Source organism: Roseixanthobacter pseudopolyaromaticivorans (assembly GCF_043195145.2).
In the GTDB taxonomy this organism is placed as follows: domain Bacteria; phylum Pseudomonadota; class Alphaproteobacteria; order Rhizobiales; family Xanthobacteraceae; genus NCEH01.
Genome location: NZ_CM195539.1, coordinates 3,278,721 through 3,304,224, shown reverse-complemented (window position 1 = coordinate 3,304,224; position 25,504 = coordinate 3,278,721). Strand labels below are relative to the sequence as shown.

The following is a 25,504-nucleotide window of genomic DNA, read 5'->3' as shown; positions in this document are numbered from 1 at the left end:
GTCACCTTGGGTGCAGGCTGGGGGGTTTGCGGGATCCCGTGGCCAGGCAACGCCGCTGCTAGGTGTTCGGCTGCGCGTGCGCGGCGGGGGAGCGGAATTGCGGGCGGAGGCCCTGTTCCTTGGCTCACCTATCGTTTCGCGTACCGGGGCGGAAGTGGAACTGGTCGGAGTGTCGGATCGCGATCCGATGGTTGGCCTGTCCCTGTCCTTAGCGAGTTCTGAGTTGATGAAGTACGCGGGTGAACCTTCACCCGTAACGCGAGATGCAGCAGCCAAGGTTCGAGTGTTTAGGGCTGGTGCTCTTTGAATGTTAATTCTTGATTTCGTCACGCTGATGGCGAGCGGCGTGGTGGGGGTGTTTTATGGCGATCTATAATCTTACTGAAGCGCAGTTGACTGGTGGTGCCCCTGAACAGGGCTGGGATCCGTTGACGGAAAGCGGGGTCATTACACCCGAGCAGCAGGAAGAGATTATCGCTGCTTTGACGCAGGCTGGCGTCTATAGCGACACGGACCCTGATGCCACGGCGCATATCCAGGCCTTCAATGGCGTTGGCCAAAGCGGCGAAGGCATTATCCCGACCGATCCGTCGATCGATGCGGTCATCTACGAAACGTCGGATAGCGTCTCGGTAGATATTCCCGGCTCGAACTCTTTGAGCGGGCTCATTTACGTCACCGGCAGCGGTGATGACTCCTTGGCGACCCATGCCAATTCGACGGTTCTGATTGCCGGTTCCGGCAGCGACTTCCTTGATGCCTACTCAACCGGAAACGTCCTGTATGGCGACGACGGTGACGACGGTCTTATCTCCGAAGTCAGCGGCAATACGCTTTATGGCGGCGGTAACGACGACGTTCTGCTGACCACCATCGGTTCGAACCTCGTGTATGGCGATTCCGGTAATGACACCATCACCGGCGGCTTGCAGGGCGAGGCCGGAAATGGTGTCGACACGCTGTATGGCGGTGACGGTATCGACGACATCACGTCGATCGGCACGTACAGTGTGTTGTACGGCGACGCCGGCAACGATCATCTGACCGGCTACAGCGGCCAGGACACGCTGTATGGCGGCGCGGACAACGATGTGCTGACGGTCGCGAACGGAAACAACCTTCTGTACGGCGATGCCGGCAGCGACACCCTCAACGGCGGCACCGGCGGCGGCGTGGATACGCTGTATGGCGGCGACGGCAACGACCTTCTGAATGCAATCGGCAGTAACGGTCTGCTCTATGGCGACGCCGGCTCGGATACGCTTCAGGGCTTCAGTGGTCATGACACCCTGTATGGCGGCGATGATGCGGATACGCTGGTCGTCTCTGCGGGCAGCAACGTGCTCTACGGCGATGCGGGCAATGACAGCCTGACCGGTGGTACGGGTGCTGCGCCCGGTGTCGGCAGCAACCTGTATTATGGTGGCGACGGGAACGACCAGATCATTTCGGTCAATTCCTACTCGGTCCTTTACGGTGACGCAGGTTCCGATGCCCTGACGGGCTTCAGCGGTCAGGACACGCTCTATGGCGGCGCCGACGGCGACAGCTTGACCGTGGCCAGCGGAAGCAACCTTCTGTACGGCGACAGCGGCAACGACACCATGACCGGAGGCAGCTCCGGCGGTACCGATACGCTTTACGGCGGCGCGGATGACGACACAATCTATGCTGTCGGATCGCACGGATTGCTGTACGGCGATGCCGGATCCGACGTGCTGTTCGGCTATAGCGGGCAGGACACGCTTTACGGCGGCGACGACAACGACAATATGATCGTTGGAGCCGGCACCAACCTCGTTTATGGCGGCGCAGGCGTCGATACCATCCTGGGCGGCGTCGGCGGCACCGCCGGCGTGGGTGTGAACCAGCTCTATGGCGATGATGGTGCTGATATCATCACCGCGATCAATGTGTTTGCCTCCGTGTATGGCGGCACCGGGAATGACGAAATTACCGGCTTCAGCGGTAAGGACACGTTGTTCGGCGGAGCTGACGACGACACCATCACGGTCGCGACCGGAAACAACCTTCTATACGGCGACGACGGCGCGGATGCGCTCTTTGGCGGCAGTGGCGGCGGGACGGACACCCTGTACGGCGGGGCGGGCATCGACAGCCTCTATGCGACCGGCTCGCACGGTCTGTTGTATGGCGACGCCGGCGAAGACAGCCTGTATGGCTATAGCGGCCAAGATACGCTGTATGGCGGCGATGACAGCGACAGCCTGCTCGCCGTTTCCGGCAGCAACGAGCTGTACGGCGGCGCTGGCGACGATACGCTGACCGGCGGGACGGGTTCCGCTCTCGGGGTTGGCAACAATATCTTCCATGGCGATGATGGCAACGACACCATCTACTCCGTCAATTCTCACTCGCTGCTTTATGGCGATGCGGGAACTGACAACCTGACCGGCTTCAGCGGCCAGGACACGCTCTATGGCGGTGATGACAACGATACCCTCACCGTCGTGAGCGGCAGCAACCTGCTCTATGGCGATGGCGGCTCCGATCTCATGTTCGGCGGCAGCGGCGTCGGTATCAACACCCTCTTCGGTGGCCTGGGTGACGATCAGATCTACTCCGGCGGTTCCAACAGCCTGATGTATGGCAATGAGGGCAACGACGGCCTGCATGGCTTCAGTGGTGCGGACACGCTGTACGGTGGTGATGACAACGACTCTCTGTCGGTCATTACGGGTGGAAACCTGCTGTATGGCGATGGTGGCGCCGATACGCTGACCGGCGGCACGGGCGGCACCATCGATCACTTGTACGGCGGCTCCGGCTCGGATTATGTGACGTCGCTCGGGACCCATGCGGAACTGTATGGTGACGACGGCGACGATCATCTGACCGGCTTCTCCGGCCTCGACACCCTGTTCGGTGGCACGGGCAACGATCAGCTGGTCGTGGTGAGCGGCAACAATCTGCTCTACGGTAACGAAGATTCCGACGTTCTGACGGCTGGCTCCGGCAACGACACCCTGTTCGGCGGTTCCGGCAACGATCAGCTCAATGTGCTCGTGAACGGCACGTCCTCGCTTTACGGTGGCGATGGAAACGACCTGTTCCTGATCTCCTCCCATGTCGGCGATCACACGCTGGATGGTGGCGACGGAAGCGACACGCTGTACCTCTTCGGTCGTGACTATAATCCCGCGGATGTGTCCACCAACCCGTCCACTGGCGAGACCACGATCACCTTCTCGGATACGGGACAAGTCATCTCGATCGAGAACATTCAGGATGTGTACTTCGTGGGTTCGACCACCCAGCACATCACCCTGCCGGGCAGCTGAGGCGTCGCCTCGCTTCCCTGCTCTTGACACCTTCAAGACGCCCCGGCATTGCCGGGGCGTTTTCGTTTCCTGAAAGACCGCGTTATGTTCGAGGGCCTCTATTCGCGCTTGCTACGCTTGGAAGGCGACGTCGGAAATCGCCGGATCTTCTCGCAGTCGGCCTACCAGGTGGTCCGCGAACAGCAGACAGTTCCCGTGGTACACATGGAGGCGCTGGATCTCGCCGCTTGGTATCCGCTGGTGTGGCTGCGGGACGAGGGAGGCGTGGAACTGCTCGCGCTCCGCTCGTTTCTGCCGCTTGGCGAGGGCCATGCGCCGAACGCGCTGCGCACCACCCGCGCATTGCCCCTGCTGCTTCAGGCCTATCCGTTTGCGAGCCCGCCGGACCAGCCTGCCGATAGCATGTTCGTGGATGATGCGATCGCCGACGATCCGGACAATAGCGGGGTGACGATTCTGGCGCCGAACGGGACGCCGAGCAAAGCCAGCGCGCAACGCATGTACGCCGCCGCCTATTTCCGCTCCGCCTATGCGGTCACGCGCGAAATGAGCGCGCATCTGGATGGCGCAGGCCTGCTAGAGCCCTGGGCCATGGGCCTTCCGGAGGATCCGCCGCTCGGCCCATTTCCGGAGTTTTTGATCCTGCGTCCAAGCGCGTTCGCCAGCGACGCCTTCCGCCCGTTCGTCCAAACCTTCGGTCTCGCCGGCATGCGCCTTTTGAACGCGCACGCCCTTTCACTTTACCGCTCCAGCGTGCTGTACCAGAACGCGCGACGCGCCCTCGCGCCGCGACAACTTGCGGGCCTCGCCTCGGCGTGAGAAGAGAAAACGTGGATCACGATATCTTCGGCTTTCGGCCCCTCCGGCAAAGCGAAACGAGCCTTTGGTCTCGCCCGCGCAGCTTTGGCTTCACCGAGGCGATGGAACGCGTCGCGATTGCCGAATCCGAATTACTCCAGAGCAGCCATCACCTCCCCATCCTCGTAGAGACGGGGCGCCTGGGCGTGCGGGTCGTCGCCGGGTTGTCGTCGCGCCTGTTGCGGCATCCTCTGCTTGATGGACAGGGCCGGTGGTCGAGACCCTATGTGCCGCTCCGCCTGCGCTGTCTGCCGTTCTCCATCGCCCTGGTGCCGGGCGGTGGCGAATCCAAGGTGACGGTCCTGGTTTCCGACATGCTGTTGTCGGACGAGACGAACCAGGGCGGCGCGCCGATCCTGGGAGAAGACGGCACCGCCACCCCCCAGGTGGTGGAACTGATGCGTCTGCTGATGCGCGCGGAAGCCAGCAACGCGGCCTTGGCCCAAGCGGCGGAGCAATTGATGCTCGCCGATTTATTGTTGCCCATCGGGCCGGCGAGCGACGGTGCCACGCTCTGGACGGTCGCAACGGAGCGCCTGGCGGCGGTGACTGCCGCGCGCGCCGCTTTGCTGGCGAAGCCCAATATGCTGGCGTCGCAACTGCTGTTCTGCCTTCTGTTTTCGCGCAGGATGCTGCACGCAAATCTTGGAATAGAAGTGCATCGCATTGAACAGGAGCCGGGCAAGCCTGAGGCCGTCGCTGCGGCCGACCCGACCAATCTCAGCGCGCTGAATTTCGCGATGGATGAGAGCGACCTCGTGCCGCTGGACGCCCTGGCCGCAAACGGGGCGGAGTCGAGCTGAACATGCCCACTGCCTTGTTCGTGCATAATAGTTTTCCGGCGCAATACCGGCATTTGGCCGCCGCGCTGGCGGCGCGGCCGGGCTGGCGTGTGTTCGCCTTCGGCTCGAACACGGCCCAACAACTGCCCGGCGTGAAGCTGCTGAAGTATAATTTCGACCCGGAACTGCAAGGCGCGGAGGGGGTGCATCCGTTCGCGCGGCGCTTCAACAGCGAATGTTATCGCGCGGAGCAACTGGTCTATCTGTCGAACGCGGTCCGCGGCATCGGAGCGGAACCGGACATCATCTATGCCCATCCCGGGTGGGGCGAGACGTTGCCTTTGCGGACGATCTTTCCGCAGGCCAAAATCGTCATGTTCTGCGAGTTCTTTTATCGCGCACGCGGTGCCGACGTGGGGTTCGATACCGAATTCCCGCAGTTTGGAATGGATGGCCTGGTGCGCATCGAAATGAACAACGCGACCATGGCGTTGTCCTTGCTGCAAGCCGATTGCGGCGTGGCGCCCACCGAATGGCAGCGCAGCGTCTATCCCGAGGAGATGCACAGCAAGATCAAGGTGATCCACGACGGCATCGACGTGGATGATGCGGTCCCCGATCCGACGGCGCAGCTTGTCCTGGGGGGTGGGGCCGTCACCCTGCGGGCGGGCGAAAAGATCATCACCTATGTGGCGCGCAATCTCGAGCCCTATCGGGGTTTCCACATCTTCATGCGCTCGCTGCCGGAAGTGCTGGACGCACACCGCGATGCACGTGTGCTGATCGTGGGCGGCAACGACGTCTCCTATGGCCGCCGTCCGGTGAACGGGCGCAGCTGGCGCGAGACGTTCACGGCCGAAGTGGCGGGGCGGCTGGATATGTCCCGGGTCTTCTTTCTCGGCCACGTGCCGCGGAGGGCTTTTCTGAAAGTGCTCCAGGTCTCCGCGGTCCACGCCTATCTCACCTATCCATTCGTGCTGTCCTGGTCGTTGCTGGAGGCGATGTCCGCCGGTTGCCTGGTTGTCGGTTCAGACACCGCGCCGGTTCGCGAGGCCATATGGGATGGTCACACCGGGCTGCTCACGCCATTCTTCTCGCCCAGCCATTTGGCCCAGCGGATGATTCAGGTCTTGGACGACCCGCGCGCCTTCGATGGTATTCGGCGGGAGGCCCGTGCCAGCATCGTGCGCCGGTATGCGGTGGCGGATTGCGTCCAGCGTCAATTGGCACTCACTGACCAGCTTTTGGAATGACCTAAGGTTATGGATGCCTCGGAAAGGCAAATGACAAACCCCTGACCGCAACGCAGCAATGTGCTATGTTGCCTGCGTCGAAATCTGGGATTGCGTATGACCCGAGCGAATTCCCCAACGTTTATTGCCATCCGCGATCTCATTCCGGCTTACGTCGGATTGTTTTTATTGAGTGCTTTTATTCCGATCTTTTTTCTAGTCGGGCCATTATTTGGTTACCTGGTCAATTCGCGAGTGCTGCCAAGCCGCAGTATGAATTCGTTGATTGTGCTTGTTATCATCGCATTGTTCCTGATGGCAATGGGCGCGATTATTGATCATATTCGTGAGAAAGCGCTGGGGCGTATCGGTATTGCTCTGGATTCCCGCCTGAGTAAGGCATTTTTCTCCACCCTGCACCGCGAGGATGCGGCCACGCGATTGACCCCCACGACCTTGGGGGACCTCGATTTCGTGCGCGACTTTCTCACCGGCCGGGTCGTGACGAGTGTCTATGATGCCCTCTGGTCGCCTGTGCTGATCGCCTGCATGTTCCTCATTCATTGGGTATACGGCGTCGTTTCGCTGCTTGCCGTTGTGGTTCTGAGCGGCCTTTCGCTGTTCAATCAATGGGCGGTGCGGGAGGATAGCGCGCGCTACCTGCAAGTCGCAGGCGCGACCAACGAGTTCGGAGCGGCGTTGGCCCGGAATTCGGAAAGCGCCAGGGCGCTCGGCATGATGCCGCCGCTGCGTGACCGCTGGCATCTGATGCATTCGGCAATGCTGGGCTGGCGTCAGGAAGCCGGTCGGCGGGCCGGCATCATCCGGTCCGCGTCGCGCTTCATGCAAGCCAGCTTGTACGTCACGATTTTCACTGTGGGCGCGTTGCTCGTGATGGAAGAGCTGGTGGATGGTACCGCCATGTTCATCGCCCTGATGCTGATGATGCGCGGCGTTTATCCCATTGAAGGCCTGATCTCCAATTGGGAGCAGATCACCCGGTTCGGCCCCGCGCGCCATCGGCTCGACGCGGCGCTGCTTGGCAATGATCGCGCGCCTCGCATCTCCCTGCCGCGTCCGGAGGGTCCGTTTGTCGTGTCCCGCATCTGGGGGGCGGCCCCGGGTAGCGACAAGGTCATCATCAGCGATGTGTCCTTTACCGTATATCCGGGCCGCGTCCTTGCGATCGTGGGTCCCTCGGGCGCAGGAAAATCCTGCCTCGCGCGATTGCTGGTGAATATCTGGACCCCGCGGCGCGGCTCCATTTCTCTTGGCGATCACGATTTCACCCATTGGAATCCGGATGAGCTCGGGCGGCTCGTGGGGTATGTGCCTCAGGACATCGATTTCATGCCCGGCACGGTGGCTCAGAACATCGCCCGCTTCGATCCGGTTCAGTGCGAGGACACGCAGATGCTGGTGGAGGCCGTCGAGATCGCCGGTGTCCAGGACGTGATCCGCAACTTGCCGGAGGGGTTCAATACCCAGATCGGCCCGGGTGGTTATGTGTTGTCCGGTGGCCAGCGCCAGCGGATCGCCATGGCGCGCGCGGTATTCGGCAATCCCTATCTCATCGTGATGGATGAGCCGAATGCCAATCTCGATTCGGTTGGCGAGCAGGCGCTCGGAAGTGCAATTCAGCGCCTGCGTTCTGCCGAAAAGGTCGTGATACTGGTGACGCACCGCATGAGCTTGCTCGCGTTCTGCGATGATCTCCTGGTGCTCAACGGAGGCGCGGTCCAAGCTCATGGGGACAGGGACAATATCGTCAACCGCCTGCCACGCCTGAAGGCCACGCCCGCCTTGACGGTGATCGGCGGTGATCGCGACAATCGGGAAGCCTGATGCTCGACAATTCCTATCTCCTGAAGGCGCCGGTGGCGCCGAGCGACTGGAAGGCGGTGCTTTCCTGGGGCTATCTTATGGTTGCGCTGTCCCTGGTGGGTACTATCGGCTGGGCGGCGTTCGCACGCATCGACAGCGCTGTGGTTTCGAGCGGCGTGATATCCGTGGAATCCAACCGCAAGACCATTCAGCATCTCGAGGGCGGGATCGTGGGTGAGATCCTGGTGCGGGATGGAAGCGTGGTAAATGCGGGTGACGTGCTGCTGCGCCTCGATCCCACGCGGTCAGAAGCCACCACGCAGCTTTACCGCAAGCAACTGGCTCAAGCCCTGATTCTGGAAGCGCGTCTGGAAGCCCAGCGCAACATGGCGGACCATATCTCGTTTCCACCGGAAGTGACGGCCATGATGAGTGATCCCATCGTGGCGGACGCCGTGAATGACAACAAGAAGCAGTTCGAGAGCCGCCGCGATTCACTACTTGGCACGCTGAACGTCAACGCCTCCCAGTCCTTGCAGGCGCAAAGAGATATCGAGCAGGCGCAGATCCAGCGCACCAACAATCAGGAACAACTGGTCACGGTGAATCAGGAGTTGGCGGCTCTGCGCGAGCTGAAGGCTAAGGGTCTCGTGTCCGTTCCCCGGGTTGCCGCCACGGAGCGGCAACAGCTCACCATGCAGGGGCAGATCGATGCCGCCGTGGTGGCGGAAGCCAAGGGGCAGGAGCGGATTCACGAACTTGCCGCCCAGGCCGAGCAATTGCGGAAGGATTATCGGCAGGAAGCCGCCAATCTCGTTTCGGACGTGCGCAAGACCATCAGCGACGCGCGCCAGCAGATTGTCGTCGCGCAGGACAGCCTCTCGCGCGTCGAGATCAAGGCCCCGGTTGCCGGCGTGGTGCAGCAGATGAAGGTGTTTACCGTCGGTGGCGTGATCCGCCCGGGCGATCCGATCATGGACATCGTGCCCGCCTCCGACACGCTCGTCATCCGCACCAAGGTTCTACCTGTCGACATCGATCGCGTCCTTATCGGTGAGGACGTGCAGATCCAGCTGCCGCAGTTTCAATCCTACGGAAGCATGACGATGAAGGGAAAGATTCGCACTGTGAGCGCGGATGCGCAGCAGGATTCGCCGACCACGGCGTCCTATTATGCCGTGGAAGTGGATGTCGACCGCAAGTCGATTTCGGCCGAGATCAACGACAAGCTGATGCCCGGCATGAATGCCACGGCCATCATGCCCACCGGCCGGCGCACGGTTCTGCAATATCTGATGAGCCCGCTGATCGACCGCCTGTCCACCGCCCTGCGCGAGCGCTGAGGGGGGGCCGGCAGCGCCGGCCCCTTGATTGACGCCGAAATGCGGACGGCGTATCGCCGTCCGCTCCCAATTTCGCGTTTGCCTACGGGTTTCGCGTTTGCCTCCGCGATGGGGGAGTGGCGTCTGCGATGAGCGCGCGGGGTCCCAACACCGCAGCCGTGTGGGTTGGAGCGGCTTATTCCTTCGGCGTAACGACCGCGTTCCGCTAGGGCAGGTGAAGCCGGCCTCGGCGTTCAGGACGCGGAGGAGACTTTAAAGTCCTGCGGGCCAGGTGACGGGCGGCTGAGGCTCGGCGACCCGAGGCATGGGCCGTACCGCTGGCCAGCACAATGCACTATAGGGTGCCCCCTCCCGGTTCAGGACGGGATTGTAGAGCAGATCGTCCGCCAGCACGTTGCTCCAGCGCCAGCGCAGGCCGCGCAATTCTCGGGCCCGAGCGGCTGCGAGCGGCGAGCGGCCGAGCGCGGCGGTGCCGACCCGCGCGGGGGCGAGATCACGCACCACGGCGTTCGGTGTAACCACAAGGCGTTTGCCGCGTGCCCGCAGGCGCAGGCTGGCATCGATGCCTGTGAAGAAAACGGGAAAGCGCAGCCCGTCCATACCCCCCAGATCCCGCAGGAGCGCGGGGCGAATGGCCACGCAATCGAAGCTCAGCGCGGAGACTTCATGGGCAACGCGCAGCATGTCGCCATAGCCGGGATCCGAAATGCGGCGACCCGCAAAGGCACGGACCGCATCCAGGTTCGGACCGAGCACATAGCCGGCGTCGTAAATATTGTCCTCCGGGTCCACCACCAGCGGCGCCACGGCCCCCGTGTCGCGTCCTTCCAGCCGGCAGCGCAGTTCGTCCAGCCAATCCTCGTTGAGCGGCGCCATGGCGCCGGAGAGGAAGATCACAGACTGGCCTTCCGCGCCCGACAACACCGTATTGAAGATTTCAACGGTGCGAGGATTGGCCCGTTGCAGCACCTTAACCTTGGGAAGTGGGGAGAGCAGGGGCGCCAAGGCCGGGTTCACCTTGCCGGGCGGCAGGATGATGATCAATTCCCCATCCACGCGACGCAGCGCCGGCAAGGCCGCCCGCAGGCACCGTTCCGCCAAGGCGGGATACGAGGCCGCATCCATCACCAGGGTGACGCGCTCGCGCGGCGGAGCGCGGGCCACGCGCACCGCGGGCAGGCTTTCACCGATCGCGATCGCCTGCCGGGCCATCTGCTTGATGGCGGCGAGATGCTCGGCGGTCGCCCGGTTCAGCGACGCGTGGCCGCGTCGCAGGCAGGCCGTGGGTATGCTGGCAAGCGCTCCGGGAAGATGAACGATGGCGCCCACCGGCAGCGGATGGAAGTCGTAGAGGAAGTTGGCGAGGCGGAAGACCGTATTGGCCCCGCGCTTCAGCGCCGTGCGCAGCGCGGGGGTGCGCAGCACGAAGCAGCGGGCGGCGAAGCCCTGCTCCAGGGTGCGCTCGTAATCTGCAGCGGGAAAGGCGAGCGGCCATAAGGTGCCGTCGGCCTCTTCCACGTCTACGTCGGCGAACAGCATGATGGCGCGCGGATGATCCGCCAGCGCCTGGGCGATCCGCGCCAGCCCGCCGGGCCGGATGCGCGCACCGGCGGGAAGGAAGACGAAAGCGGTGCTGCTCTGTGCCTCGCCGGCCATGAACTCGCCCAGCGGGCGGGGATCGAAATTCGCCTTGGCGCTGTCGCTTGGCAGCGCGCCGGCGACCCATTGCACGCCTGCTCCGTCCAGGCCGTCCAAGGAGATGTCGAGCCCATCCTCGCCCAGGAACACAAGGGCGAGTTGGTCCGCTGTCGCGCCTTCCGGCAAGGGGCGCGTTGGCTCGGGGGGCTGCGCGGCGCGCCAGGCCGCGTATTGCGTGAATGGGAGGGAGCGCGGAAAGAGCTTTTCGTGCAACTCGATGCGGGTCGCCTCGCGGTGCCTCTCCAGCCCCTCTTCGGGGAACCGGCCATCGAAAAGCGCGCGCAAGGCGTCGCCGAAGGCGAGGAAAGGGATCGCGGTGCCGCCCACCATCTGGGGGCCGCCGACACTTGGACCGGCGAGCGTAAATACGGCCTGGTGCAGGCGTCCGTCGGCGAAGGTGTCCGGCAATTCGAGGTCAAAGCCGCGCACCGGCTGGAGCACGCCATCCGCGAAGGCGCCGCTCCAGCGGTCCGCCGGCACATCCATCACCGCCGTGCCGTCTACTGAAACGAGAAGGCGCGGGGTGGATGCGTCCTCCCCGGACGCAGGCTGGCGCACCCAGCCGCGGAACCTGAGGTTGCCCAGCCATTCCACCTGCCCACGGGCTGCTTCGCCGGTCGGTTCCACCGGCTCGGTGAGCGGCAGATGCTCTTCCACATTGGCGAGGCGGGCTTCAAAGCGGGTGGCGCTGGCGTAAACCGGGGCGGGCACGATGAATTGAAAGCCGTAGCAGCCGTCACCCACCCCCGCCTCGGCGAGCGCGGGATGGTAGAGGTCCGCCCGCGTCACCTGGGTCGGCACGCCATCCACCAGCAATTCGATCACATGGCGCCGGGTCAGGTCCTCCGGATCCATGACAAAGCCGGAGAAGCCGTATTCTCCCGATGCGCCGAAGGCCGCCCGCACGCCGCAGGCCATCGGCACGCCGATCTCCACGATCTCGGACGGGGCAGGGAGAGCGGAATTCATTGCGACGGGCGGCTCCTGATCCAGTCGAGGATGTGGCGTACAGCTTCAAGATTTCCCGTGTCGGGTGCAAGAACCAGATCGCCGACGGCCCCGGTTCCCGCACCGAAAAACGCGCATGGCAAATCGCTGCGTCCCGCAGCCAGGGCGAGCGGGTGGCCCAGCCCATCGCGGTCGGCGATGACGATGCGGCCGATTTCGAGCGCCGCCATCAGGCTCGGCGCTTCGTGGGCCTCCACCGCACCCAGCACCACAAGGTCGGGAAGGCTGCTAAGGGCGCGGTCGTCGAGGCTGGCGCCGAAGACGAACACCGCATTGCCCGCACCCGCAGCTTTCAAGGCCAGAGCCAGTTCCCAGGCGAGAAGATGGGCGCGCGCCTCCGCGTGGGGCAGCACGACGCCGATGGGCGCATCGCTCAGCGGCACGCTCGCCCGGGAGACACTCCGGAACGCTTCCGTCGCGGCCCGCACCTTCCACGGCAGAACCAGCCGCCGGCCCCGCACCACATGCTCGATCTGCTCGTGCGCCGGCACTACGGCGCTGATCGCCGGCTCGGCGAAGGCGGGCCAGAAGCGGGCGCCGGCACCGGCATGGGCCCGCAGGGCATGGACATGGACCTCGATGGAAACGCCCAGGCCGCACAGAATCCGCCACAGGTCCTCGGGCAGCGCTTCCTGGCCGAGCACCTCGATGCGGGCGAGCGGGCGCCGGGCGAGATCGGCGGCGAGAGCGGACGCTCCGTCGGAACGGCTCAGATGGAAGCGGAGATTTTGCGGAAAGCCGCCGTCCGCGGCCGACAGGGAGAGAGACCATGCGCCGGGCCGGCCCTTGAGTTCCGCACGCAGCACGGGCTCCTCTCCGGCCTCGGAAACGGCGTGGACGAGCGCATCCGCGGTGTCGGCGAGAGACGGGCCATGCACCAGCAGGCGTGCGGGCCGATTTTCGGGAGGCAATTCCGCCTCGATGGCCGCACGCACGCCGCGCAGCGGATCGGCCGCGACGAAACTGCCGCACGCCGCCTCATAGGCCGGAAAAGCCGCGCCCAGGCGCTTGAGGTTGCGCACCACGAGGCCGCGCTTCTCCTCCTTGAACGAGCGCGTGCCCTCATGCCCGACGTAGATGTCGGTTGCGCAGACGTTGCGCCAGCCGAAGGCGCGGGCGCGCAGGCAGAAATCGGCGTCTTCCAGATAGCCGCGTCCCCAGCCGCCGGACAGATGGCCGATATCGTTCAGGCAGCGGCGGGTGATGTAGAGGCAGAAGCCGATGCCGCTTGGCAGGTCGATCACGCCGCCGCCGTTCGCCCGCTCGGCACTCTCGTCGATGCGCGTGATGGTCTGCGCATCGGGCAGGGGATTGGCGCGGAACGGGACGGGAAGGCTGACGAACTCCCCATTGTTGGAGAGCGGGACCACCGTTCCGATATCGTCGGCGCCATAGGCGGCGGCCCGCAGGCGCTCGGCGAAGCGCGCCGGCAAAATGGTATCCGCATTCAGCAGCAGGATATCCCCGTGCGGGATCGCCGCGATGCCCCGATTGACCGAGCGCACGAAGCCGAGATTGAGCGGATTGTGCAGATGATCGAGGCCGGGTGCCGAAAGCGCGGCGAGATAGGCGCGCAATTCCTTATCGGGCGGATCATCCGCCACCAGCAGCACGCGTGTCTCGGGGGAGGGGCGATGCGCCAGCACGCTCTCGATGCAGCGCCGCGTTGCCGCCGCATCGTCATAGATGGGAATGAGGATGGTGAGCTGCGCACCCTGCCCATCCTCGGGGGAGGGCGCACGGCGCGCGGGAACAGGCTCCGGCGCATTCTGGCGCAGCAGGCCGTAGCGCTGGCTTCCGACCGCGACGAACACATGGGCGTCTGCCGGCGCGAGGGAAAGCGCGATTGCCGTCGCGTGTCCGAAGGGTTCGGAAAAAGGGTGGTCGTCTTGCGGATCGAGTGGCCAGGTTTCCTCGCCCTCGGGGGTCAAGAAAACAAGGGCCGCCTTGGCCCCCGGCTGCCATGCGGCAAATCCTTGCAAGCGATCGGCAGACCAGTCGAGATGCGCGAACGCCGCGTGGCCCATCGCCCGCAGGGCGCGCAGAGCCGCCCCCTTCAGTCCGGGATCGGTGGCCGAGCCTGCGAGGCGCAGCGCGGCCTGCTCCCGTTCCGCAGGCGTTCCGTGATTGAACAGAATGGCCGCCGCGCTCGCCTCCTGTGGGTCGAGCTCCAGCAGCCGACGCGCGGCGCGCACGGCGCCCTCGGGGCGACCGAGCATCAGATACGCATGGGCGAGACGCACCAGGTCCGCCGGCTCATCCACGGCCTTGCCGCGGGCGTCGCGCTCGGCTTCGGCAAGGGCGATCAGCGGGCGCACCGCTTCTTCCGCGGCGGCGGATTTCGGGCCGAGGAGCAGCGACCCGCGCGGAAGCCGCGTGCCCGTTTGCGGGGCGATCTGGTCCACGGTCCGGGTCACCGGCGCGGGCCCATGGGGGCCTAGGCCGTGCGCGCGCGGGGCGCTGTTTCGCGCGGCTCTTCCAGCAGCCCGGCCTGCGGCGTGCCGGCAAGGCAGGTCTTGGCGAGGTCCATGGTGGTGACGAGGGCCAGGACCCACAGATCGTAGGAGCCGCCCTTCATGGCGCGCACTTCCCGGAACCCGGCGGCCACCAGCTTGTCCGCCAGCCGCTGCAATGTGAAACCCGTATTATGGGCCATATGGCTTTGCCCCGCCGCAACCGAGGCGGAGTGGCCGAACAGCATGTCCAGCGCCGTGATCGGCCCCGCCGGCGATATATAGGCCACGTCTTCCAGCCGGCCGTCTACCACCAGCTTCGCGATGCTCGCGATGTCGGGGCAGGTAATCAGCGCGAAACCGTCCGGGCGCAGCACGCGCCTGAACTCCGCCATGGCCAGCGGCACCTCAAAGGCGTGCAGATGCTCGACATTGTGCGAGGACCAGACGGCATCGAACGTACCGTCTTTGATCTGGGGCATGGAGACCATGGTGCCGACGATATCCGGGGCAACACGCGGCTCGATGTCGAGACGGATTTCGGTCCATTCCTCGCGATGAAAGGCGGGGTGAAGCCCCTTGCGTGTCGCGGGGCCGGATCCGACGTTCAAGACCCATCGTTGCAGCCGTTCTGCTTGGTCCGCCGGCAATTATCATCTCCCATGCTGCCATTTTGGCAGCTGTGTTGGCTCCCAACAGGGTCTTCTGCCCTGATTTTCATCAAACCCAGGCGCGATCAAATTTATCTATGGATAACATGATGCATCGCCGCACACCAGAGCCGGAGGCGGTTGCGGTAGTCTTCCCGACTACATGAGGGTTGTGGCGCGGATCTTGAGCAGATCACGATATCGGCATTTGCAGCCCAGCCGGGCGCGAAAGATGCCGTCGCTCCATTTTCATCGGCCCGTGGGGCGCATGACACCGCGCGAAGAGGTGGGGGGAGGAAAATCCTTATAAGAAAAGGGCCGGCGGCCCTTTTCTCACAGTGCCGGCCCGCTCAATAGCGCGGCGCTCAATTGCTCTTTTGGCCGTCGGCCTTGGGTGCGTCGGCCGCGGCGGGCGCATCAACCGGAGGTACATCGACACCAATTTTCGCGTCCACAGGTTTTGCATCCTGTGGCTTGGCTTCCGGCGGCGGGGCGTCCTCGGCCTTCTTCATCGGGGCCGCATCCGCGGGGGGCGTGGCGGTGTCGAGGCCGTCCTTGATCTTCTTGACGATTCTATCGAGATCTTCCGGCTCGGGCTTCAGGTCGCGCGCGTGGTTCCACTGGAAGGTGGCCTCCAGGCGACGGCCCACTTTCCAATAGGCATCTCCGAGATGGTCGTTGATGACCGGATCCTGCGGCTTCAGCTCCACCGCGCGCTCAAGGTCGGCGACGGCGTCGTCATAGCGGCCGAGCTTGAAATTGGCCCAGCCGAGGCTGTCGACGATATAGCCATCGTCGGGTCGCAACTCCACGGCCTTGCGGATCATGGCGATGCCTTCGTCCAGGTTGGTGCCCTGGTCCACCCACGAATAGCCGAGATAGTTCAGCACGTGCGGCTGGTCGGGATAGAGCTGCAGCGCCTTCTTCAGGTCGGCTTCGGCCGCCGGCCAGTTCTTGCTGCGCTCGTTGCAGATGCCGCGGAAATAATACAGCGCCCAATTGGTGCGCGTCGGCTCCGGCAGCAGGGCGACGGCCTTGCTGTAGGTGGCGGCGCATTCGGCGAACATCTTGCGGCCGCGCTCGATGCCGGCGAGGGCGACCAGCGCCTCCAGGTCCTTCGGATTGGCCTTGATGAGCGCGTCGAGATGCTCGCGGGCTTCGGCGGTCTTGTCGGTGGCGTCGAGGTTGATCGCCTGCTGCACTTCCGCATTGCGCTTCAGCGGGGAAGAGGCGGGGATCTTGTCATAGACCTGGATCGCCTTGTCCGGCTGCTTGAGCTGCTCGTAGAGGTCGGCCAGCGAGAGGCCCGCCAGCGGATGGTCGGGATCGAGCCAGAGGCCGAGTTGCAGATAGACCAGGGCCAAGTCCTCGCCGCCCTGGCGCGCGAGCGCGGCGCCGAGGCCGTAGAGCACTTCCGCCGCGCCTTCCTGCGGCGTGCGCACCAGCGGCGGCAACTGGCGCCCCGCTTCGAGTTCGGCCAGCGCCGCTTCCACCAGCGGGTGGCGCGGCATCAGCTTGTCAAAATTCTTGTAGGCCGCGATGGCCGCATCGGTTTCGCCATTGCGCGAAGCCCAGCGGGCATAGGCATCAATCGCCCGCAGCGTGACCGGCTCGGTCTTCATCGCCAGTTCCAGGCGCTTGCCGGCTTCCTTCTTGTTGCCGCTGACATCGAGGATCAGCCCGGCATGCAGGTTCTTGAAGCTCGCATACCATTCGGGGCCCTGCAGGCGGTCGATCATTTCGACGCCGGCCTTGGGCGTGCCGGAGCCCACCATGGTCCAGGCCGCAAGCAAGGTGGCCGTCAGATCGCCGATGGGGCCGCGCACGGACAGGGACAGATTGGTGCGCGCGGTGGTGTATTTCGCGGCCTTGATGGCACGCACCGCCAAGGCCAGGCGGGCGATGCGGTGTGAGCGGTCCACCTTCACCAGCCGGTCGGCGAGCGGCATGGCTTCTTCCACGTCGCCGTCGACCAGCATGGCGAAGAAGGCGCGTTCCACCACTTCGTCATTGCGCGGATCGAGCTTGAGCAGCGCGCGCAGATAGGCGACGGCGGCTTCGGTGTCGCGTTCCGAGCCGGCGAGGCGCGCCGCGAGATAACTGCCGGAGAGGGTGGCGTCGGAGACGGGCGGGAATTCCGCCCGTGCGGCGCAGGGCGCCACCGCCATCAACGACACGCAGAAAGCGGCCGTAATGGCCAGGGGCGAGCGAATGAGCGAAATCTTCACCGGGCAGAAATCCTGGAAGGAGCGTGGGGCTGAGAGAAACCGCGCCACATGGCGGGAGGATGGCGACTTTCCACAAACCTCGCAAGTTACGTCAGCGGTTCTGTCTTTCGACGCCGCTTGCGGTCGGCGACCCGGCACGCCATAAGCCAAAATCATGCAAAAGCTTGTGGCGCGCGCTCCGGCAAAGGTCAATCTGACATTGCGCGTCCTGCGCCGGCGCGCGGACGGGTTTCACGATCTCGCGAGTCTCGTGAGCTTCGCAGGGGCAGCTGACCTTCTTTCCCTAGCGCCAGATGCGGCGTTGGACCTCGAAGTCTCCGGGCCCACGGCGCCGGCCGCCGGCCCCCAGGGCGAAAATCTGGTGCTGCGCGCAGCCCATGCCCTTCGGGAACGGGTGAGCGGGCTGCGGCTCGGCCGGTTCCACCTCGTGAAGCGCCTGCCGGTGGCGGCGGGAATCGGCGGCGGCTCCTCGGATGCGGCGGCGGCGCTGCGCCTGCTGGCCCAGCTCAACGGCCTGGATCTCGCCGATCCGCGCCTCATGGAGGCCGCACGGGTCGTCGGGTCGGATGTGCCGGTCTGTCTGTCCCCGCGGGCGCGGATGATGCGCGGGGTGGGCGACCAGCTCTCGCCGCCGCTCGATCTGCCGCCGCTGCCGGCGGTGCTGGTGAATTGCCGCGTGGCGGTGCCGACCGCCCCGGTGTTTCGCGCCCTCGGCCTGCAACCGGGCGAGGAGCTGCCCGGCGGGCCCCATGCCGAGATGGTACCGGCAGGGTCGGCCGCTTTGCTGGATTTTCTTGCGCGCACCCCCAATGATCTGGAGCCGCCCGCGCAAATGGTGGCGCCACAGATCGGGAGCGTGAAGGCCGTGCTGCAATCAGACCCGCGCGCCCGCTTCGTGCGCATGTCCGGCTCGGGCGCGACCGTGTTCGCGCTCACCGACACCTGCCGGGATGCGGCCGGCCTCGCCAAGGCCGTGAGCGCGACCCATCCCGATTGGTGGGTGCGCCCCACGGTGCTGCGATGACCCTTCTGGCTTACATCGTCGCGGCGATCGCCGAGATCGCCGGCTGCTTCGCCTTCTGGCACGTGGTGCGCGCGGACGGCTCCCATTGGTGGGTGGTCCCGGGCTTCGCGAGCCTCGCGGTGTTCGCCGGCGCGCTGACGCTGGTCGACTCGGCCGCCGCCGGACGCGCGTTCGCGGCCTATGGGGGCATCTATATCGTCGGCTCGCTGGCCTGGATGTGGGGCGTGGAGGGCGTGCGGCCGGATCGTTACGACAGCGTCGGCGCCGCGCTGTGCCTCGCCGGCGCGGCGGTCATCGTGTTCGGCCCGCGCGGCTGAGGGATCAGATCAGCCAGCCGTCGCCACTGGTGCTGGTGAAGTCGAGCTGCACGATCAGATCATTGAAATCGTGATCGCCGCCGCCGGCCAGATCCTCCCAGCCCCAGGTGTTGAGCCCGTAGCTCCACAAATGGGTCACCCCCGCGCCGTCCGCCTGCTCATTGGCCTGTGCGAACGCCCAGAAGGTATTTGCCCCGTTGGTGAGCTTCATGGCGATGATGTCGCCGGAATTGACGCCGGTGATCTCGGTCTGGGCGTAATTGCCCCAGCCCGGGCTGTCGATGGCGGTATGCCCGTCGACGGTGTGATAGGCGCGGGCCTGCGCCGCGTCCGCATAGCCGGCCGAGCCCGGCGCGAGGCCGCCGATGTCGCCGCTGAGATCGTCCACCTTGTAGAGGGTGAGATGCGTGTCGTCGGCGCCGTTCTGGCGCACGCGGACCACCACCTCCTGGCTGTTGGCGCCGCCGGCCGTGTCGGCGACGGCAACCGGACGCGCCAAGGTCACAGTCCCGTCCTGCGTGCCGAAGGAGGCAAAGCCGAAGGCCGAGGTGAGCGCCGCCTGATACAGGGCAAGCGCGTCGCCGCCGGAAGACGCGGAGAGGGCGGCGCCGTTTCCGGCATGGATCGAGCCGGGCGTCGCCTGGGCGATGCCGTCGAACGCGCGCACGAGGTCCGGATCGAAATCGCTTTGCAGGGATTGCTGGGCAAGGCGGCTGGTCCAGGCCAGATCGCCCCCGCCGCCGCTTCCGCTGAAGCTTTGCCCGCCCACGGACAGGGAGAAGCTGCCGTCCATCCCGGTCGATTGCACCAGCAGCGTCTGCGCCGAATCGCTCACGGCATGGGTGGCATCGATGATGCCGAGCAGCGCCGGGGTGTCGGAATAGATCTCGGTGTGGGCGATGGCAGTCAGCGCCCGTGCCAGCAGAAGCCCGTTCGGCGAGCCGAGGCCGGTGGTGTAGTCGTATCCGGTCGCGGCGGAGAAGCCGAGGCCGGTGGGGAGCACATAATCCCCGGCGGCATCATCATAGACCGCGCCCGGCGTCCCTTCGGGCACCACGTAATAGGTGGAGATGTTGTTGCCCAGCGAGATGTCGTTGAACGATCCCGGCGCGATGGCGGCGGCGATGTAGAGCAGGTCGTTGTAATAGCCGAGCTGCGGCAGGTGCTGATTTTCGAAAATGGCGTCGAACTGCGCGGTCAGCGAGGCCCACAGCGGCGTCGCCGCGCTGGTTCCCCCATCGCCTTTGGTCAGATGCCCGGAACTGGGATCGTTGACGTAATCCGCGTTGAGCACGAAATAATAGGCATTTCCAGAGGAGAGCGCCGACACGTCCGGCGCGCCGCGTCCCGCCTGCACGATGGCGCCGATGCTGGTGGGCGTGAGGCCGAAATCGCTCTGGTAGGTCGGCGTGTCCTGGGTGATGTCGACGCCGCCGGTGCTGGCATTATTGGTCGAGTAGGAGGGGTCGAACGTGCCGAGCCCGTGCTTGTCATAGCTGATGTAATAGGAGTTCCAGGTGGTCTCGAAGAGCCGGATCAGCGGGTCCGCCGGGGTCTGATCGGCATCGGACACCATGTTGGTCGGCAAGGTCTTGAGGCCCGCCGCTGTCATGGCCATCAGCAGGTCCAGGTTCGGCGTGTCGGTCATCACCTGCGCCACCAGGTCGGTGGCGGGATCGCCGGTGGCCAGCGTGGGGTCGGACTGGGCCGAGGCGAGCGTGCTGATGGAGGTTCCGCCCACGACGATCGCCGTCGACACCGTGTGCGAGGTGCGCATCAGCGGGTTGCCGGTGCCGTACTCGCTCTGCGATCCGCCGTCGCCGGAGGACAGGAACACCGACATGTTGCGCAAGGCCGCGTCGGTCAGCAGATCGGAATAGGCCAGATAGAAGGGCGAATCGGGCGAGGCCTCGGTCACTTCCGGGAAGGAGGAGGTGAGGATCCCCGGATTGTTCACAAAGTCCCAGATCGCCTGCTGATAGGCGGTGTAATGGGTGGCGCCGACGAAGCTGTAGAGCAATTGCGTGCTGTTGGGCGCGGCGGAGGCGACCACGGAAATGTCGAGGGTCGTCTCGTCGATGACGCTCGACCAGCCGTTGGGATCGGCCCCCGGCAGCACCTGGAACTGCTCCGCCGTCATGGCCGGCAGGCCGATCGAGACGCGATAGGCGTTCAGCGCAGCGAACAGCGCCGCCGGGTCCTGTGTGGACGGCTCAACCAGGGCGATGGCCGGCGTAGCCTGGTTCTGCAGCGGGAAATTATAGGCGTCGGAGACCACCGAGGGCGTGGAGATGACTTCGTTTCCGCCATTGCCGATGCCCTGGTAGCCGGCCTGCGGCTGATAGGTCGAGACGCCGTCCGCCACCGCGGGAGTCGAGACCGTGACGCCCTGGTCCAGCCACAGTCCGCGCACGTCCCCGGCGATCTCAGTGGGCAGCGAGAGGTTGCCTTCCCAGGCATAAAAGGTCTCGCTCCCCACGTTCACCTTGAGCAGGGGCGTGTCGAACAGGGCCTGGAACTGGGCGGGGGTCAGCTCAAGCCAGATGGTGCGCGATTGCGCCGAGGATTCGTAGCCGAGGCTGGTGAGCAGCGCGCTCGCGCCGATGCCGTTCACCGGGTCGGTGATGTAATCGGTCACCGCCTGGTAGGTCAGCGGGTTCGCGCCATAGGTGTTCCAGACTTCGGTCTGGTCGGCGAGCGCGACCTGCCGCTCCGCCCAGGAGTTGCCCAGAAGCGTCTCCGGATCGGTCATCCGGTTCAGCGTCAGGGCGATTTTAACGAGCGGCTCGGTGCCGGTGGCGTCGGTGATGGCGGTCGCGCCGAACAGCGAACTGAAGATGCCGCTGGTGTTGACCCCCGCCCGCGCTTCCGCGAACTGCTGGTCGGTGGCGAGCTGGAACGCATTGGTGTCGAGGAAGCTCGAATCCCCAATCGGAGCATACGCAGGCGTGGTCATGAATCGCGTGGCCCCCAATGCCCGGATACAATCCCATCTTACCATTGGGCCCGGCGGCGCGGAACCGCGTTTTCAGTTCAGCAGCGATTTTTTGGTATCATAAAACCCTTAGCCGCCGATGACGCTAGGGCCGTTTGCGGCCTCCCGCGCCCCGTCACCCGCTCAATGCGCGCGGGAGATGCAGAAATCCACGGCTTCCATCAGCGCGTCCTTGGCCCCGCCCGGCGGGAACAAGGCGAGGGCGTCCTTCGCGATGGCGCCGTAATGGCGCGCGCGCTCGATGGTGTCCACCAGCGCCCGGTGCTTGGTAAGCAGGCCGATGGCCTGGTCGAGCTGGGCATCGTCGCAGGCGTTCTGTTCAAGGCTGCGCTGCCAGAAGGCGCGCTCCTGCGCATCGCCCCGGCGGAAGGCGAGCACCACCGGCAGCGTGATCTTGCCTTCGCGGAAATCGTCGCCGACATTCTTGCCGAGCTTGGCTTGGCTGCCGCCATAGTCCAGCGCGTCGTCCACGAGTTGGAAGGCGATGCCGAGATTCATGCCGTAGGAGCGGCAGGCGCTCTGCTCTGCTTTCGGCCGAGCGCCGAGCACCGCGCCGACCTCGCAGGCGGCGGCGAACAATTCCGCTGTCTTGCCCCGGATCACGGCGAGATAATCGTCTTCCGAGGTCTCGGTGTTCTTGGCGGCGGCGAGCTGCATCACCTCGCCCTCGGCGATCACGCAGGCGGCATTCGAGAGGATGTCGAGGCACTGGAGCGAGCCCACCTCCACCATCATCTTGAACGCTTGGCCGAGCAGGAAGTCGCCCACCAGCACGCTCGCCTCGTTGCCCCAGAGCTTGCGGGCCGCAAGCTTGCCGCGCCGCATGTCGCTTTCGTCCACCACATCGTCATGCAGCAGCGTGGCGGTGTGCATGAACTCCACCGACGCCGCGAGCTTCACGTGCCCTTCGCCGCGATAGCCGCTGAGCGCCGCGCAGGCGAGCGTCAGCATGGGGCGCAGCCGCTTTCCGCCGCCCGAGATCAGGTGGTTCGCGACTTCGGGGATCATCGCCACGTCCGAGCCGGTGCGGGCCAGAATGGTGGCGTTCACGCGATCCATGTCTCCCTTCACCAGGCGCACAAGGGCCTCGATGGAGGGGTCGGTCGGCTCGAACGGAAGGACGACGGCCAAGAAACGCTCCCGCTTGTCATTCTGTGGGCGGCACCATAGGGATGGCGAAGGGTGCCGTGCAAGCGTGAGGGGTACCCGGAACGCCGCCGCGGCGCAAATCCGACGGAGAATTGATGCGCGATCTGGTGCGGACCAATGATCTTGTGCTGATTTCGGCGGTCGAGGCGCTGCTGACCGCCGCCGATATCGGCCATATGGTCGCGGACAGCTATGTCAGTGCGCTCGAAGGCTCCATCGGCATCATCCCGCGCCGCGTCCTGGTTCTGGATGAGGATCTGGCGCAGGGCCGCCGCTTGCTGAGGGAGGCGGGCCTCGGCGATGTGCTCTGCGACTAGGTCCCGCCGCCATGCGCCCTCCCGGCGCGGAGCCCGGCCCCGCCCTGCGCCCGCAGGGCGCGAAGCCTGGTTTCGCCATGAGCCCTGAGGGCGCAAAGCCGGCGGTGACGCAGGACCGCGTGCTGGGCGGCCGGCTCGTGCTGCGTCAGCCGGAGAAGGGGCACCGTGTCGGCCATGACGCCATTCTGCTCGCCGCCGCTGCGCCGCTGGAGGCCCGTCGCCTCGCCGATTTAGGCGCCGGGGTCGGCAGCGCGGGCCTTGCCGCCTTGCTGCGCCTGCCGCACGCCGAGGCGGTGCTGATCGAGATCGACCCGGCGCTTGCCGATCTGGCCGGGCAGAATGTGGCGGCGAATGCTCTGCAAGGGCGTTGCGCCGTGGTGTGCGCCGATGTGCTCGCCGTGGCGCGGCCCGGCGGGCCATCCCATCCTGCCGCCGAAAGCCTCGACCTCGTTCTGGCGAACCCGCCGTTCAACGCCGTGGACGCCCACCAGACCTCGCCCGACGCGGGCCGCGCGCAGGCCCATATGGCGCAGGCCCATACGCTGAAGGACTGGGCGACCGCTGCCTATCGCTGCCTCGCGCCGGGCGGCATGCTCGCGATGATCCTGCGGCCGGAGGATCTTTCCCCGCTGCTCGCGGCGCTGGAGGGCCGGTTCGGCGCAACGCGGCTGCTGCCGGTTCATCCCCGGCCCGATGCGCCGGCGGTGCGGCTGATCGCGCGCGCCATCAAGGGGCGCCGCACGGCGCCGGCGATCCTGCCGGGCCTGATCCTCGCCGATGCCGGCGGCACGCCCACGCCCGAGGCCGAGGCGGTGCTGCGCGAGGGGCAGGCGCTGCGGGCGTGAGCCGCGCACGGCGCAAATCGCCACAACCCGCGGGAAGTGTCTTACCTTAGGTGCGCGCTGCGAGGTATCATCCCGCCGTCAACCTTTTTGGCACTCGCGGGGGGCGGGCGACATGGGGGCAAGCGGCGGCGTTTTCACGACCATGGGCGCGCGACTGGCACGCGGCCTTTTCCTCGCCGGAGTAACGGTGTCCGCGCTATGGCCCGCGCCGGCGGCAGCGAGAGCGGCGAAGAAGCCCGAGTTCGAGGTGGACAAGATCGTCGATACGGTCGGGAGCTGGACCATCGGCACCAGCGATCGGCTGGGCGGTTGTGTCGCCACCGGCACCTTCGAGGATCGCACCACGTTATGGATGGGGTTCTCCCGCCCGGAAGGCAAAGCGTTCTTTGCCGTTTCCAGCCCGAGATGGAGATCGCTCGCCGTCGGAAAAACCTACGAGGTCTTTTTGACGAGCGGGGTCGGAAAGATCTGGCGAGGCGATTTCACGGCGGTTCAGCTCAAGGGCGAAAAGGGGCTGTTCGAGGACGGTCTGGTCACCGATTTCCTGGTGGATCTCACGCGCGCGGGGCTGCTCGCCGTGGTCTTCGAGGACAAGGTGCACGCCAAGCTCACCGTACCGGGGGCGGCGGCGGCCCTCTCCGCCGTGGTTGCGTGTCAGAAGGAGTTCGGCGCCGCCCTGCGCGAGCCGGGGCACGCCGTGACCAATGCCGGCGCCCCGCTTCCCGCGAGACCCGAAAGCGCGGCCGGCGCTGGGGGGCAAGCTGCCCCGCGGGCGGGCGCTGCGCCATCAGGCGAGGCGAAGAGTTCCGGAACCGGTTTCTTCGTTTCCGACCGCGGACATATGCTGACGAACAGTCATGTGGTGGCAGGGTGCAGAGCCCTGACCGTGACGCAGGTGGGCGAAACAGGCGTGCCCGCTCAGGTGGTCGCCCGCGATCCCACCAATGATCTCGCGCTTCTCAAGGTCGAGGCGAAACCCAAGGACCTGCCTGCGCTCAACACCCGCGTGCGGGTGGGCGACAATATCTTTGTCTACGGCTTCCCGCTCTCCGGCCTGCTCGCGAGCGAGGGCAATTTCACCGCCGGCACGATCACCGCAGCGGCCGGGCTCGCCGACGATACGCGCATGATGCAGATTTCGGCGCCCGTGCAACCCGGCAATAGCGGCGGGCCGGTGCTGGATCAGAAAGGCAATGTCGTGGGTGTCGTGGTGTCCAAGCTCGACGCCCTCACCGTCGCCTCGGCCGTGAAGGATGTGCCTCAGAACGTCAATTTCGGCATAAAGGGCGCCATCGCCCAGAACTTCCTCGATGCAAACGGCATCGAGGCCCGCATGCCGGCCCGCGACAAGGGGCTCGCCGCGTCCGCCGTCGCCGATCTCGCCAAGAGCTTCACGGCGCGCATCGAATGCCGCTAGCCCGATCTTGCGGCATCAGGGCGATTGCCCTTGCTGGCGCGACCGCGCACCATGAATTCACC

At 65.5% G+C, this 25,504-nt stretch carries 17 protein-coding genes; 11 read left to right on the top strand and 6 right to left on the bottom strand.

What is annotated here, in order from left to right; all coding sequences use genetic code 11:
- Positions 1-362: 362 nt before the first annotated feature.
- The 6 genes from V5F68_RS15685 (at position 363) to V5F68_RS15660 (ending at position 9,341) form a co-directional block, all read left to right on the top strand.
- Positions 363-3,302, top strand: a complete 2,940-nt coding sequence (locus V5F68_RS15685; protein WP_394013449.1) for a hypothetical protein — start codon at positions 363-365, stop codon at positions 3,300-3,302.
- Positions 3,303-3,386: 84 nt separating this feature from the next.
- Positions 3,387-4,121, top strand: coding sequence for a SapC family protein (locus V5F68_RS15680; protein ID WP_394013448.1), 735 nt, complete (start codon positions 3,387-3,389; stop codon positions 4,119-4,121).
- Positions 4,122-4,132: 11 nt separating this feature from the next.
- Positions 4,133-4,963, top strand: a complete 831-nt coding sequence (locus tag V5F68_RS15675; protein ID WP_394013447.1) for a SapC family protein — start codon at positions 4,133-4,135, stop codon at positions 4,961-4,963.
- Positions 4,964-4,965: 2 nt separating this feature from the next.
- Positions 4,966-6,195: a glycosyltransferase gene (locus V5F68_RS15670; protein ID WP_394013446.1), complete on the top strand. Its 1,230-nt coding sequence runs from the start codon at positions 4,966-4,968 to the stop codon at positions 6,193-6,195.
- A 96-nt stretch (positions 6,196-6,291) separates the two neighbouring features.
- Entirely contained in the window at positions 6,292-8,019 is a 1,728-nt protein-coding gene (locus tag V5F68_RS15665) for a type I secretion system permease/ATPase (RefSeq protein WP_394013445.1), read from the top strand.
- Positions 8,019-9,341: an HlyD family type I secretion periplasmic adaptor subunit gene (locus tag V5F68_RS15660; RefSeq protein ID WP_394013444.1), complete on the top strand. Its 1,323-nt coding sequence runs from the start codon at positions 8,019-8,021 to the stop codon at positions 9,339-9,341. The genes V5F68_RS15665 and V5F68_RS15660 overlap by 1 nt, the downstream gene beginning before the upstream one ends.
- Before the next feature lie 252 nt (positions 9,342-9,593).
- On the opposite strand, the gene V5F68_RS15655 is transcribed toward V5F68_RS15660, so the two are convergent.
- From V5F68_RS15655 to V5F68_RS15640, 4 genes are all read right to left on the bottom strand, one after another.
- Entirely contained in the window at positions 9,594-12,008 is a 2,415-nt protein-coding gene (locus V5F68_RS15655; RefSeq protein ID WP_394013443.1) for a hypothetical protein, read from the bottom strand.
- A complete protein-coding gene (locus V5F68_RS15650; RefSeq protein WP_394013442.1) occupies positions 12,005-14,452 on the bottom strand; it encodes a glycosyltransferase in 2,448 nt (815 codons plus the stop codon). Before V5F68_RS15650 ends, V5F68_RS15655 begins: the two co-directional genes overlap by 4 nt.
- Before the next feature lie 32 nt (positions 14,453-14,484).
- Positions 14,485-15,111: a class I SAM-dependent methyltransferase gene (locus V5F68_RS15645; protein WP_394013441.1), complete on the bottom strand. Its 627-nt coding sequence runs from the start codon at positions 15,109-15,111 to the stop codon at positions 14,485-14,487.
- A 404-nt stretch (positions 15,112-15,515) separates the two neighbouring features.
- The gene (locus V5F68_RS15640; protein WP_394013496.1) at positions 15,516-17,318 is read right to left on the bottom strand and encodes a tetratricopeptide repeat protein; all 1,803 of its coding nucleotides are present in this window, start codon (positions 17,316-17,318) and stop codon (positions 15,516-15,518) included.
- A 214-nt stretch (positions 17,319-17,532) separates the two neighbouring features.
- Between V5F68_RS15640 and V5F68_RS15635 the strand changes: the two genes are divergently transcribed.
- Entirely contained in the window at positions 17,533-18,402 is an 870-nt protein-coding gene (locus V5F68_RS15635; RefSeq protein WP_394013440.1) for a 4-(cytidine 5'-diphospho)-2-C-methyl-D-erythritol kinase, read from the top strand.
- A complete protein-coding gene (locus V5F68_RS15630; protein WP_394013439.1) occupies positions 18,399-18,719 on the top strand; it encodes a YnfA family protein in 321 nt (106 codons plus the stop codon). Before V5F68_RS15635 ends, V5F68_RS15630 begins: the two co-directional genes overlap by 4 nt.
- A gap of 4 nt (positions 18,720-18,723) precedes the next feature.
- Here V5F68_RS15630 and V5F68_RS15625 read toward each other — a convergent pair whose 3' ends face one another.
- Both V5F68_RS15625 and V5F68_RS15620 read right to left on the bottom strand, forming a co-directional pair.
- Positions 18,724-21,675 carry a DUF4114 domain-containing protein gene (locus tag V5F68_RS15625; protein ID WP_394013438.1) on the bottom strand — a complete coding sequence of 984 codons (2,952 nt, stop codon included), beginning with the start codon at positions 21,673-21,675 and terminating at the stop codon, positions 18,724-18,726.
- Between the two features lie 162 nt (positions 21,676-21,837).
- Positions 21,838-22,845 carry a polyprenyl synthetase family protein gene (locus V5F68_RS15620; protein ID WP_394013437.1) on the bottom strand — a complete coding sequence of 336 codons (1,008 nt, stop codon included), beginning with the start codon at positions 22,843-22,845 and terminating at the stop codon, positions 21,838-21,840.
- A 113-nt stretch (positions 22,846-22,958) separates the two neighbouring features.
- On the opposite strand from V5F68_RS15620, the gene V5F68_RS15615 reads away from it, so the two are divergent.
- From V5F68_RS15615 to V5F68_RS15605, 3 genes are all read left to right on the top strand, one after another.
- On the top strand, positions 22,959-23,180 hold the full coding sequence (locus tag V5F68_RS15615; protein ID WP_348844522.1) for a putative signal transducing protein: 222 nt from the start codon (positions 22,959-22,961) through the stop codon (positions 23,178-23,180).
- 77 nt (positions 23,181-23,257) lie between these two features.
- On the top strand, positions 23,258-24,025 hold the full coding sequence (locus V5F68_RS15610; RefSeq protein ID WP_394013436.1) for a tRNA1(Val) (adenine(37)-N6)-methyltransferase: 768 nt from the start codon (positions 23,258-23,260) through the stop codon (positions 24,023-24,025).
- A gap of 187 nt (positions 24,026-24,212) precedes the next feature.
- The gene (locus V5F68_RS15605; RefSeq protein ID WP_394013435.1) at positions 24,213-25,442 is read left to right on the top strand and encodes a S1C family serine protease; all 1,230 of its coding nucleotides are present in this window, start codon (positions 24,213-24,215) and stop codon (positions 25,440-25,442) included.
- Positions 25,443-25,504 lie beyond the last annotated feature (62 nt).